The sequence below is a fragment of the Pseudomonas fluorescens group sp. genome (assembly GCF_020093335.1).
Classification (GTDB): domain Bacteria; phylum Pseudomonadota; class Gammaproteobacteria; order Pseudomonadales; family Pseudomonadaceae; genus Aquipseudomonas; species Aquipseudomonas petroselini.
This window is the reverse complement of sequence record NZ_JAIOKW010000001.1, coordinates 625,254-636,640: the sequence shown is the minus strand read 5'-3', so window position 1 is coordinate 636,640 and position 11,387 is coordinate 625,254. Positions and strand designations below refer to the sequence as shown.

Sequence of the window (11,387 nt, the reverse complement as noted above, 5' to 3'; positions counted from 1 at the left end):
GGGGCCGCTTCGCGCCCCAGCGTGGGGCAAGCCCACTCACTACATTGGTGCGTTAGCCGAGGGTGCGAATGGGCGCGCCGTTCGCCCAGGCTTGAATGTCTTCGATCATTTGCGCGTAGAACTGCCGGTAATTCTGCTCGCTCACGTACCCCACGTGCGGGGTGGCCAGTACCGTTGGCAAGCGGCGGAAGGGATGATCTGCAGGCAGCGGCTCTTGGGCATACACGTCCAGCGCCGCACCGGCCAGGCGGCCGCTTTCGAGGGCCTGCACCAGCGCCTGCTCATCCACGATCGGCCCCCGCGCGGTGTTGACCAGGCGCGCGCTGGGCTTCATCCAGCCCAGCGCTTGCGCGTCCACCAAGCCACGGGTGCGGTCACTGAGCACCAGGTGCACGGTGAGAATGTCCGCCTGTTCGAACAAGGCTTGCTTGCTGACCCACGTCACGCCTGACTCGGCGGCCCGTTCCGGGGTGAGGTTTTCACTCCAGGCAATGACACGCATGCCGAACACCTGGGCAAACTGCGCGACTTTCTGGCCGATACTGCCCAGCCCGAGAATCCCCAGGGTCTTGCCATACAGATCGCCGCCCAGGCCGATCTGCCAGTGGCCGGCGCGCAGCGAATGGGCTTCAGCCACCAGGTCACGCGTGGAAGCCATGATCAACGCCCAGGTCAATTCCGGCGCCGCGTGTTTATAGCTGTCGGTGCCACAGACCTGGATACCCAAGGCCTTGGCCGCGGGAATGTCGATCGCGGCGTTGCGCATGCCGCCGGTCACCAGCAATTTAAGCGCGGGCAGGCCTTGCAGCAGGGCTTTGTCGAAGGTAGAGCGCTCACGCATCACACAAATGACCTCGAAGCCCTGCAAGCGCTCGATCATGGTGGCGGTATCCGCCGGGTAATCGTGCAGGAAATGCACCTGGCCCACGGCCGCAAGGACCGACCAATCCACCACGCCACTGGCCACATTCTGCCAATCATCAATGACTGCGATCTGTACCGACATTCACGAGTGCCTCGAAAAAGGTTGGACTAAAGGGCGTTAAGGCCCTGCAACAGTGCTTTGTGAAACTGGGCGGGTTCTTCCATTTGCGGTGCGTGCCCAAGGCCCGGGAATTCCACCAGGGTTGCATGGGGGATCAGCTTGGCCGCTTGCTTGCCCAGCACGGCATAGTCGCCAAGCTTGGCCTTGACCGCCGGCGGCGCGATGTCTTTGCCGATGGCAGTGTTATCCGACGTGCCGATCAGCAACAGCGTGGGCATCTGCAGGTCCTTGAACTCGTAGTACACCGGCTGGGTGAAGATCATGTCGTAAATCAACGCCGAGTTCCATGCCACCTGCGTATGCCCGGGGCCGTTGCTCAGGCCGGCGTACATGTCCACCCACCGCTCGTACTCCGGCTTCCAGCGCCCGACATAATAGGTGTTGAGTTGGTAGTTGCGAATGCCTTCGGCGCTGACCTTCAGCTCCCGCTCATACCACTGGTCAACGCTGAGCGAGGGCACGCCCAACGCTTTCCAGTCTTCCAGGCCGATCGGGTTGACCATCGCCAGCTGTTCGGTTTGCTCGGGGTACATGAGGGCGTAGCGCGTGGCGAGCATGCCGCCGGTGGAATGGCCGAGGAGGGTGGCCTTTTGAATGCCGAGCTTTTCCAGCAGTTGGTGGGTGTTAAGCGCCAGTTGCTGGAAGCTGTACTGGTAATGATCGGGCTTGCTGGAACTGCAGAATCCGATCTGGTCCGGCGCGATCACCCGGTAGCCGGCGTCGCTCAAGGCCTTGATCGAACCTTCCCAGGTGGCGCCGCAGAAGTTCTTGCCGTGCATCAGCACCACGCTGCGACCGTTGGCCTGACCTTTGGCGGGGACGTCCATATAGCCCATTTGCAAGGACTTGCCCTGGGATTGAAACGCGAAATGCTTGAGCGGATAGGGGTATTCGAAGCCTTGCAGTTCGGGACCGTAGGTCGCGGCGAACGCCGGGGCGGCAGTGGCTGTGAGCAGGCCGGCGATACAAAAAGCGCGGATCAGAGGCATTGGCTGGGCTCCGAGAAGGGTATTCGGATGCTGTTGCGAGACGATTAAGTGGGGATTAACACCCACTGCAAGGTGATCGCCGCGAGCACGCCATAACGCAGGCCTTTGGCCAGGGTCACCAGTAGCAGGAATCGCCACAGTGGCTCGCGCATCACCCCGGCCACCAGTGTCAGCGGGTCGCCAATGATCGGCAGCCAACTGAGCAGCAACGTCCAATGCCCCCAGCGCTCGTAATGGTTGCGGGCTTTTTCCAGTTGCTTGTCGTTGATGGGAAACCAGCGCCGTTGCTTGAAGTGCTCCACCCAGCGGCCCAGCCACCAGTTCACCACTGAGCCCAGCACATTGCCCAACGTGGCAATGCCCAGCAACAGCCACAGGCTGTAATGGCCGCTGAGGAGCAGGCCGACCAATACGGCTTCCGATTGCAGGGGTAATAATGTCGCGGCGCCAAACGCCGCGAAAAACAACCCCAGGTAGCCCGCGATCATTGTGCCGGGTATTGCGCCACCACCACATCTTTGCCTTCACGGGTCAGGCCGATGACTTGGTAGGCCTCGCTTCGGCCCTCCACCTCCATGCCGGGCGAGCCCATGGGCATGCCCGGCGCGGCGACGCCCAGCAGGTCGTTGCGTTTGCGCAAGGCCAGCACCTGTTCGGCAGGCACATGGCCTTCGACGAATTTGCCGTCGATCACGGCGGTATGGCAGGAGCCCAGGCGCGGCGCCACGCCCAGGCGTTGTTTGACCGCACTCATGTCGGTTTCGACGTGGTCGTTGACCTTGAAACCGTTGCTTTCCAGGTGGCTGATCCATTTTTTGCAGCAACCGCAGTTGGCGTCGCGGTGCACGTCAATGGGGATCAGGTCGGCAGCCTGGGCCAGGGTGGCGGTGAAGAGGGTTGAAAGCAGGGCCAATCGCAATCGGGTTTTCATGGTGGGGCTCGTCGGTCGGTGAACGTCGTCAGGATGCAGGCGATCATGACGACGTCAGCGCAGGCAAGCCAGTCTCCACCGAGGGGGGGTGTGGCGGTAATGTTTCCAAATTATACGAGAGGTGGGTTTTCCAGGCGATGCTTGAGCTGGCCGAGGGCGACCGCCGACAGTTCAATCATGCGTTCATGCAAGGTGGCCAATTGCAATTCGGTTTCATAGGTCAATACACGCTTGAACAGCGTGCCGCCTTGATGGGGCAACAGGAAGTAGTGAATCGAGCCGTCGACGGCCAGGGAAGTGAACACGGTCTTGAATTCGCCGGGGCGCCGCGCGATCTGCACGCGGTAACTCATGGGCACACGCACACCCAGCAAATCGATGAACTCGGTGAAACGTGCGCCGGGCGGGAGTGAACCGGTGGTGCCCGTATCGGCGCTGAGGGAGGTGGGGTGCCATTCGTGCCAGCGATCCGGTTGGGTCACGTAGTCATAAACGGCGTCGATGGGGGCCTGGATAAAGCGTTCCTGACTGATCCGCTCCAAGCGGACCGACTGCTCGGCTGCGCGCATGGCACACCTCCTGTGTGGCAGTAGTAATCACCTTGAACTGTCAGAATAGTCCCACTCCCGCACATTGCACGGGAGTGTTTCAGCCGTTTATCACTGCACCTTGAATCGACCCATCAACGCAATTACCCGACCATTCGCGTCCAGCAGGCTTTGAGTATTGGTTTCAGTGGCATGGCCGCTCTGCACCAACTCTTCGACCATTTGTCGGATCTGCACCATGCTGCGGTTGATCTCCTCGGTCACCGCGCTTTGCTGCTCGGCGGCCGTGGCGATCTGGGTGCTGAGGTTATTGATGTGGCTGACCGAGCCGGCCATTTCATCCAACCCGGTGTTCACCCGCGCCGTGGCATCCGCGGCCGACTGGCAGCTGGCCTGGGTGTTTTCCATCGCGGCGACCGAGGAACTCACGCCCGCCGTCAGGCGGGTGAGCATTTCGTTGATCTGCGACGTGCTGGCCTGCGTGCGTGCGGCCAGCGCGCGGACTTCATCGGCCACCACCGCAAAACCACGGCCTTGCTCACCGGCACGCGCCGCTTCAATCGCGGCGTTGAGGGCGAGCAGGTTGGTCTGGCCGGCGATTGCGCCGATCACGCCGAGGGTTTCGGTGATGCGCGCGGCATCCTGGCGCATGTTTTCCACGCTGTGGGTCGCACTGGACACTTCGCCAATCAACGCGCTGACACTGTTGGAGGCTTCACCGACGACCACGCGGGAACGGTCGGCGTGTTCGTTGGCGCGCTGGGTGAACGCTGCGGTTTCGGCGGCGTTTTGCGCAACGGTGTCGGCGGTGGAGCTCATTTCGGTGATGGCGGTGACGGTCTGGTCGGTTTCCGAGGCATGCCGTACCAGGATCTGGTTGGTGTGCGCCGACGTCCGCTGCAGTTGCTCAAGGCTTGACGACATGGCGCCGGTGGCTTGGGTGACTTCGCCGATCATGTTCTGCAGGTAGACAATAAAGCGGTTCACCGAGTGGCCGATGGCGCCCAATTCGTCTTCGGCACGGATGGTGATGCGTCGGGTCAGGTCGGCATCGCCGGCGGACAGTGCGTCGATATTGGTTTTCAGCGACTTCATGCGCTGCACCAGTTGGCGGATCGCATACGCGGCGAGCAGCACCAGCAGCAGGACCATAGGGATTTGCAGCAAGGCCAGGGTGCCCAGCACGTCATCACGCTGGGCGGTAATCAGTGAGGTGGGCAGGGCGGTGGCGAGGAACCATGGCGTGCCACCGATAGGGCGCATGTAAAAAGTGCTGGCCACGCCCTGGTTGTCGAACTCGTTGCGTTGCAGCGCCTGGTCGCGGTGGGCCAGGGCTTTGCTGACCTGGGCCGCAAATGCCGAAGTGCCGGTGAGTTCGCTGATGTTCTTCAGCACCACCGGACCGCTGATTCGGGTGCTGTTGCTGATGATCTTGCCGTCACCTTCGACGATCAGCATTTGCCCGCCGATGTCTTTCTCTTTGCTGGCCACCAGGTCATTGAAGAAGCCCAGGGTCACGTCGATGGTTGCGACACCATAAGGCACGCCGTCGCGCTGGATGGCCATGGCGCAGTTGGTGCGCGGCTCCTGGCTGGCGTCGTCCTTGTAGGCGGCCGCCCAGGCACATTGACCGCGCGGCGAGGCCAAGCCGCCTTTGTACCAGCTCTGGTCGTAATAGTTGGGCGCGGGGTCGCTGTTCCAGAACGTATTCACCGCCAGCTTGCCCGAGGCATCTCGGTGCCAGAACGTGCTGTGTTTGTTACGCCCTGGTGTGCGCTGGTTGGGCAACGGCCAGATCCCGCCCCCGAAGACTTTCAGCTCGCCATACTGGTCGACCAGGCCCGGCAGGACCTTGTCGATGGCATCGCTGTCGAGCAGTGGGATGGTCTGGGTGATGGTGCGTTGTTGGGACTGAACCTTGTTCAGTTCACCCTGAATCTGCTCGGCGACCTCGGCGATGCGGTTGAGCACCACCTGTTCTTCTGTCTGTCGCAGCGTGGGCGCGACCAACTGGCCGATGCCCACCACGGTCAACACAAATAACACCAGGACGAACAGCACCAGGAACAGGGTATAGCGGGCTTGGATAGAGCGCAGTGGGGGCATGAGGTCGTCCTTACGAAGCGTTTATTGTCGACGCGGCTTTGTTAGAGCTTCGTAGGGCTATCGGCTTGGGAGGGCGGAGCTTTAGGTACGGTCGTGCAAGAAAAAAGAGCGCCGGGTAATGCCAGTCAGTTAAGAAGCAGCAAGAGCGAAAAGTAACCCGTGGCGAGGGAGCTTGCTCCCGCTGGACTGCGCAGCAGTCCCCGTCTTTTAAAACAAAGAGCTGGGGCCGCTTCGCGACCCAGCGGGAGCAAGCTCCCTCGCCACAGGTACGGTGCTCACCCTTAACTGGCTGGCATTTTATTCAGATATCCAGCATGGCCATTACTGCCTCGGGGTAGCGCAAGCCGGCGGTTGCCTCGATGGGGAAGATCGCCTCCAGTGCCGCGAGCTCTGCCTGGCTGAGGCTGATCGACACCGCCGCCGCGTTTTCTTCCAGATACCTGCGCTGCTTGGTGCCGGGGATCGGAATGATGAAGTCACCCTGCGCCAACACCCAGGCCAGCGCGAGTTGTCCGGCGCTCACGCCTTTGTCGGCTGCCAGCGTTTGTACCTGCTTCACCAGTTCGAGGTTTTTGCCAAAGTTCTCACCCTGGAAGCGCGGGCTGAACCGACGGTAGTCATCGGCACCGAAGTCATCCGGGCTTTTCAGCGCACCGGTTAGAAAACCACGGCCCAGCGGGCTGTAGGGCACGAACGCGATGCCCAGGCGCCGGCAGGCGGCGAGGCAGCCGTTGTGTTCCTGGTCGCGGCTCCACAGCGAGTACTCGCTTTGCAACGCGCTGATGGGGTGCACCTTGTGCGCGCGTTCAAGCGTCGCGGCAGAGGCTTCGCTCAAGCCCAGGTAGCGCACTTTGCCCTGCTGGACCAACTCGGCCATGGCACCGACGGTTTCTTCGATGGCGACGTCCGGGTCGATACGGTGCTGGTAATACAGATCGAGGGTCTCCACGCCCAAGCGCCGCAGCGTGCCGTTGATAGCCTCGCGGATGTAGTCGGGGCGGCCGTTCACGCCACGCTGCGCCGGGTGTGCCGGATCGCGCACAATCCCGAATTTGCTGGCCAGGAACACCTGGTCACGTTTGCCGGCGATGGCTTGGCCAATCAGTTGTTCATTGGTGTGCGGGCCGTAGATGTCGGCGGTGTCGAGAAAATTGATGCCCAACTCCAGCGCACGGTGCAGGGTCGCGGTGGCTTCGCGGGTGTCGCTGCCGGGTGTGTAGAAATCGCTCATGCCCATGCAGCCGAGGCCGATGGCGGAGACGAGCGGGCCGTTTGTTCCGAGTTGACGTGTGTGCATGGTTTCAGCGCCTTGGGTGGGAAGGCCTGCATTGTCACGCTCGACAAAATCGGGATAAACCGGCTAAAAGCACTATCACTATTCGTATTATCTGAATAATCAGTTCGAGGGGCTGCCTTTGGACCGTTTCAATGCAATGCGCGTGTTCACACGCATCGTCGAACTGCGTGGCTTCGCCAAGGCTGCCGACAGCCTGCAACTGCCGCGCGCGTCGGTGACCGTGCTGATCAAGCAGCTGGAAGCGCACTTGGGCGTGCAACTGTTGCAACGCACCACGCGGCAAGTCAGCCCGACGCTGGACGGTGCGGCGTATTACCAACGTTGCGTGCAACTGCTGACCGACCTGGAAGAAACAGAGGCGGTCTTTTCCACCCGGCGACAGAACCCACGCGGCACGTTGAGCGTGGACATGCCCTCGGGAATCGGAAGGTTGATCGTGATCCCTGCGTTGCCCGCGTTCACCGCGCGCTACCCGCAGATCGAACTGGAGGTCGGCCTTAACGACCGCCCGGTGAACCTGATCCGTGAGGGTGTGGATTGCGTGCTGCGTGGCGGCCTTGCGCTGGACGAGTCGCTGGTGGCGCGGCCGTTGGCGATGATGGATCAACTGACCCTGGCGAGTCCGGAGTATCTGGCGCGCAGGGGAGTGCCCGCGTCGCTTGATGACCTGGCCAACCATCAGATGGTCGAATACGTCTCCAGCGCCAGTGGCAAACGGTTTGGCCTGGAGTTCCAGGTCGACGGCCACTTGCACACGGTGAACCTGTCGAAGGGCTTGGCGGTGAACAGTTCCGACGGCTATTTCGCAGCGTGTGAGGCCGGGTTCGGCTTGATCCAGGCGCCGCATTATCACGCGATGCGTCAATTGGCCGAGGGATCGTTGGTGGAAGTATTGCCCCAGGTGAAGGTGCCAACCATGGCACTGTCTGCGCTGTACCCGCCGCATCGCCAATTATCCCAGCGGGTGCGGGTATTTGTGGATTGGCTGGTAGCGCTTTGCGCCCAGCCCGGCACCGGGTTACGGCGTGAGGTGGATGCGGGCTGATTGGTCGAGCCAAAGTTTTTCATCGCCTGTAACATACGCGCCTGCCTGACGTGCTGGCGCTTATCTGCCGCGCAGGTCCGGCGTTTCACACCGGCTCTATTCTTCAAGTTCAGGAACCCGTCATGACACAAAAGCAGCGTTTGAAGTACTCGATTCTGATTGCCCTGGCCGTACTGGCGACGATGTTTGGCCTGTCCTATTTGCAGAACACCGGGGTTATCAGCGAGAAGACATTCCAGACCATCGCCATTGCCGTCGCAGTGGTCGTGGTGGTGATCAACGGCATCATGCGCCGCAAGGTCAAGCTCTAAGCGACAGGGCGCCCATCAGGCGCGACCTTCGAGTACCTTGGCAGCCTCTTCATGGAGGCTGTAGCTTTTGTCCGCATTGAGGGTGATCACGCCCTCGCTGCACAGGCGCTTGAGCACCTCGCGCACGCTGAGAAACGACAGCGGGATACCCAGCTCTAATAAATGGCTGTGTACGCCGCGCACACCCAGGGTGCGCTGGTTGTCGGCGGCGGTGAGCAGGGCGTCGATGACCTTCAGCCGGATCAGGCTGGTGCGCAAGCCAAAACACTTGAGCAAATGGCGGATACGCTGGTTGCCTTGCTGTTCGGGCACTTTGCCGAATGCTTGTGTACCGCTGCCGAAACTGGCCTCGGCAGCCGATGAATGTCCATCCGTGGGCACTTGCGGGTTGTACATGCAAAAACTCCTTTTCAGAGCCTGATCAGGAAAAAATGAGCGCTCTTAGTTAATAAGACGAACGAGCGAGCGAAATCATGAAGTGAAGGATGTAGAAATTTCGTCGGTATCCGTTTTGTCACATCCGCGCGGCCCCAACTAACTCTCCCTCCACGCTAAATTATTCCCGCTGGTTTGCGTTCTTACGGTGGGGTTATTGCCCCTTGTGAGGCGGTTAAATCTGACGGTGGAGTCTGCGTGATTATTTCCAATGGGTTGTCCAGGGTGTGTGTGGCCGGGGTATTGCTGGGGTTGAGCCTGGCTGCCACGGCGCGGGAGCAGGTGACGCAAGCGTCGGCGGATATCCGTCGTACCAGTTATGGCGTGCCGCATATCCGCGCCAATGATGAGCGTGGCTTGGGCTTCGGCATTGGCTACGCTTACGCCCAGGACAACCTGTGCCTGCTGGCCAATGAAGTCGTCACGGTGAATGGGCAGCGTGCCCGGTTCTTCGGCCCCGAACAGGCGACCCTGGAAGAGCGCAACAACCTGGCCAGCGATGTGTTCTTCAACTGGCTCAACCCGCCGGATGCGGTCGCCGCGTTCTGGAAAGCGCAGAGCCCGCAGATCCAGCAGCGTATCGAAGGCTATGTGGCCGGCTACAACCGTTACCTGAAAGAGCAGGGCGCTCCGGCACAGTGCCAGGCGGCCTGGGTGCGGCCATTGGTGGCTGAGGACTTGGTCAAATTGACCCGTAGGTTGCTGGTAGAGGGTGGCGTCGGGCAATTCGCCGAAGCCCTGGTCGGCGCGACGCCGCCTCAAGCGACAGCCTCTGTGACGAGCAGCGCCAAGGCCTTTGAGCTCGCGGCTGCCAACCAGCAGCGCTTCGCCTTCGATCGCGGCAGTAACGCGGTGGCGGTGGGGCGTGACCGCTCGTTCAACGGGCGCGGCATGCTATTGGCGAACCCGCATTTCCCGTGGGTAGGCGGCATGCGTTTTTATCAGATGCACCTGACCATCCCCGGTCAGCTGGATGTGATGGGCGCTGCGTTGCCGGGCCTGCCGGTAATCAATATCGGCTTTAACCAGCATGTGGCGTGGACCCATACGGTGGATACGTCCAAGCACTTCACGCTGTACCGCCTGACCCTGGATCCCAAGGACGCCACGCGCTATATGCTTGATGGTAAATCGGTGCCGCTGGATAAAACCACGGTGAACGTACAGGTCAAGCAAGCGGATGGCAGCCTCAAGGACCAGTCGCACACCGTCTACAGCTCGCCATTCGGCCCGGTGGTGCAATGGCCGGGCAAGCTCGACTGGGACAGCCACTACGCCTTCAGCCTGCGCGACGCCAACCTGGGCAATGACCGCGTGCTGCAACAGTGGTACGCAATGAACCGCGCCGCCAGCCTCAATGAACTGAAAACCTCGGTGCACACCCTGCAAGGCATCCCGTGGGTCAACACCCTGGCCGCGGATGACCAGGGCCAGAGCCTGTACATGAACCAGTCGGTGGTGCCCAACGTCAGCGCGGCCAAACTGGCGCAGTGCAGCGACCCGCGTGCCGGCCTGCAACTGATCCTGCTCGACGGTGCACACAGCGCCTGCGCCTGGGACATCGACCCGCGCGCGGCCCAGCCTGGGATCTTCGCGGCCGACCAACTGCCGCAACTGCAACGCACCGACTACGTCCAGCATTCCAACGACTCGGCGTGGCTGGCCAACCCGAAGGCGCCGCTCACGGGCTTCTCCCCGGTAATCAGCCAGGACCACATCGGCCTTGGCCCGCGCGCGCGTTTTGCCCTGCAGCGCCTGCAATCCCTGCAAAAACCGATCAGCGTCACCGACCTGCAAAACATGGTGATGGACAACGAGGTGTACCTGGCCGGCCAAGTCATGCCCGACCTGCTCGATTTCTGCGCCAAGCACCTCGGCGCCGACGCCAACGTCCTGCAACCCCTGTGCTCCAGCCTGAAAAACTGGGACCAACGCGCCAACCTCGACAGCGGCATAGGCCTGGTGCACTTCATCAACCTGGTGCAACAGCTGCAGCAAATCCCCGACGCCTGGCGCGTCGCCTTCGACCCAGCCCAGCCGCTGACCACCCCGCGCGGCCTGGCGATCGACCGCGCACCCGTGGCGAAAGCGCTGCGCGAAGCCATGCTGGCCTCTTCTGCCGACGTCGAAAAACTGGGCCTGACTGCCGACAGCACATGGGGCGATATCCAAGTCTCCGGCCAAACCCCAATCCACGGTGGCCCGCAGGAACTGGGAATCTACAACGCCATGCAAACCGTGCCCCGCGCCGACGGCAAGCGCGAAGTGGTCAGCGGCAGCAGCTACCTGCAAATCGTCACCTTCGACGACCAGGGCCCGCATGCCCAAGGCGTACTTGCGTTCTCCGAGTCCACGAACCCAGCCTCCGCGCATTCCAACGACCAGACCCAAGCGTTCTCTCAGAAAAAACTCAGCCCGCTGCCGTTCACCGAAGCCCAAATCAAGGCCGACCCGCAGTACCAGCAACTGCGCATCAAGGAGTAGGGCAGACGCGCAACCCCTTGATGGCATTACGAAATATTTTTGAAATCAAGGGGTTGCACGCGTTGGTAAATACGTACATAATGGCGCCCATCGAACGCAACGAAGCATTAAAAACTTCAATGTATTCAATGAGTTAGAGTAGAGGCAGGGTTATACAGCCCACTCAAGTTTTTATACGGTGAGTGCCAGCAGTTGG

At 61.3% G+C, this 11,387-nt stretch carries 11 protein-coding genes; 3 read left to right on the top strand and 8 right to left on the bottom strand.

Going from position 1 to position 11,387, the window contains the following annotated elements; genetic code table 11:
• Window positions 1-52: 52 nt before the first annotated feature.
• The 7 genes from K7431_RS02840 to K7431_RS02810 all read right to left on the bottom strand — a co-directional run bounded on the left by K7431_RS02840 (window position 53) and on the right by K7431_RS02810 (window position 6,916).
• Window positions 53-1,006 carry a D-2-hydroxyacid dehydrogenase family protein gene (locus K7431_RS02840; protein WP_012724521.1) on the bottom strand — a complete coding sequence of 318 codons (954 nt, stop codon included), beginning with the start codon at window positions 1,004-1,006 and terminating at the stop codon, window positions 53-55.
• Between the two features lie 26 nt (window positions 1,007-1,032).
• Window positions 1,033-2,034 (bottom strand): alpha/beta fold hydrolase, encoded by a 1,002-nt coding sequence (locus K7431_RS02835; RefSeq protein WP_012724520.1) that lies wholly within the window; start codon window positions 2,032-2,034, stop codon window positions 1,033-1,035.
• Window positions 2,035-2,078: 44 nt separating this feature from the next.
• Window positions 2,079-2,522, bottom strand: a complete 444-nt coding sequence (locus tag K7431_RS02830) for a YqaA family protein (protein WP_012724519.1) — start codon at window positions 2,520-2,522, stop codon at window positions 2,079-2,081.
• On the bottom strand, window positions 2,519-2,965 hold the full coding sequence (locus tag K7431_RS02825) for a DUF411 domain-containing protein (RefSeq protein WP_012724518.1): 447 nt from the start codon (window positions 2,963-2,965) through the stop codon (window positions 2,519-2,521). The genes K7431_RS02830 and K7431_RS02825 overlap by 4 nt, the downstream gene beginning before the upstream one ends.
• A gap of 110 nt (window positions 2,966-3,075) precedes the next feature.
• The gene (locus K7431_RS02820; protein WP_012724517.1) at window positions 3,076-3,534 is read right to left on the bottom strand and encodes an SRPBCC family protein; all 459 of its coding nucleotides are present in this window, start codon (window positions 3,532-3,534) and stop codon (window positions 3,076-3,078) included.
• A 90-nt stretch (window positions 3,535-3,624) separates the two neighbouring features.
• A complete protein-coding gene (locus tag K7431_RS31380; protein ID WP_012724516.1) occupies window positions 3,625-5,619 on the bottom strand; it encodes a methyl-accepting chemotaxis protein in 1,995 nt (664 codons plus the stop codon).
• Window positions 5,620-5,920: 301 nt separating this feature from the next.
• Entirely contained in the window at window positions 5,921-6,916 is a 996-nt protein-coding gene (locus K7431_RS02810) for an aldo/keto reductase (protein WP_012724515.1), read from the bottom strand.
• 118 nt (window positions 6,917-7,034) lie between these two features.
• On the opposite strand from K7431_RS02810, the gene K7431_RS02805 reads away from it, so the two are divergent.
• Window positions 7,035-7,961 carry a LysR family transcriptional regulator gene (locus tag K7431_RS02805; RefSeq protein WP_012724514.1) on the top strand — a complete coding sequence of 309 codons (927 nt, stop codon included), beginning with the start codon at window positions 7,035-7,037 and terminating at the stop codon, window positions 7,959-7,961.
• Between the two features lie 122 nt (window positions 7,962-8,083).
• On the top strand, window positions 8,084-8,272 hold the full coding sequence (locus tag K7431_RS02800; RefSeq protein ID WP_010210250.1) for a hypothetical protein: 189 nt from the start codon (window positions 8,084-8,086) through the stop codon (window positions 8,270-8,272).
• Window positions 8,273-8,287: 15 nt separating this feature from the next.
• Here the strand turns inward: K7431_RS02800 and K7431_RS02795 are convergent, their stop codons facing one another.
• Complete coding sequence (locus K7431_RS02795) at window positions 8,288-8,668, bottom strand: hypothetical protein (protein WP_012724513.1); 381 nt, start codon at window positions 8,666-8,668, stop codon at window positions 8,288-8,290.
• 237 nt (window positions 8,669-8,905) lie between these two features.
• On the opposite strand from K7431_RS02795, the gene pvdQ reads away from it, so the two are divergent.
• Window positions 8,906-11,191, top strand: a complete 2,286-nt coding sequence (pvdQ, locus tag K7431_RS02790; protein WP_012724512.1) for a bifunctional acylase PvdQ — start codon at window positions 8,906-8,908, stop codon at window positions 11,189-11,191.
• The last annotated feature ends 196 nt before the right edge of the window (window positions 11,192-11,387 follow it).

Coding starts and splice junctions, on each gene's coding strand:
- K7431_RS02840 (WP_012724521.1), bottom strand. CDS start 1,006: ATGTCGGTACAGATCGCAGTCATTGATGATTGGCAGAATGTGGCCAGT.
- K7431_RS02835 (WP_012724520.1), bottom strand. CDS start 2,034: ATGCCTCTGATCCGCGCTTTTTGTATCGCCGGCCTGCTCACAGCCACT.
- K7431_RS02830 (WP_012724519.1), bottom strand. CDS start 2,522: ATGATCGCGGGCTACCTGGGGTTGTTTTTCGCGGCGTTTGGCGCCGCG.
- K7431_RS02825 (WP_012724518.1), bottom strand. CDS start 2,965: ATGAAAACCCGATTGCGATTGGCCCTGCTTTCAACCCTCTTCACCGCC.
- K7431_RS02820 (WP_012724517.1), bottom strand. CDS start 3,534: ATGCGCGCAGCCGAGCAGTCGGTCCGCTTGGAGCGGATCAGTCAGGAA.
- K7431_RS31380 (WP_012724516.1), bottom strand. CDS start 5,619: ATGCCCCCACTGCGCTCTATCCAAGCCCGCTATACCCTGTTCCTGGTG.
- K7431_RS02810 (WP_012724515.1), bottom strand. CDS start 6,916: ATGCACACACGTCAACTCGGAACAAACGGCCCGCTCGTCTCCGCCATC.
- K7431_RS02800 (WP_010210250.1), top strand. CDS start 8,084: ATGACACAAAAGCAGCGTTTGAAGTACTCGATTCTGATTGCCCTGGCC.
- K7431_RS02795 (WP_012724513.1), bottom strand. CDS start 8,668: ATGTACAACCCGCAAGTGCCCACGGATGGACATTCATCGGCTGCCGAG.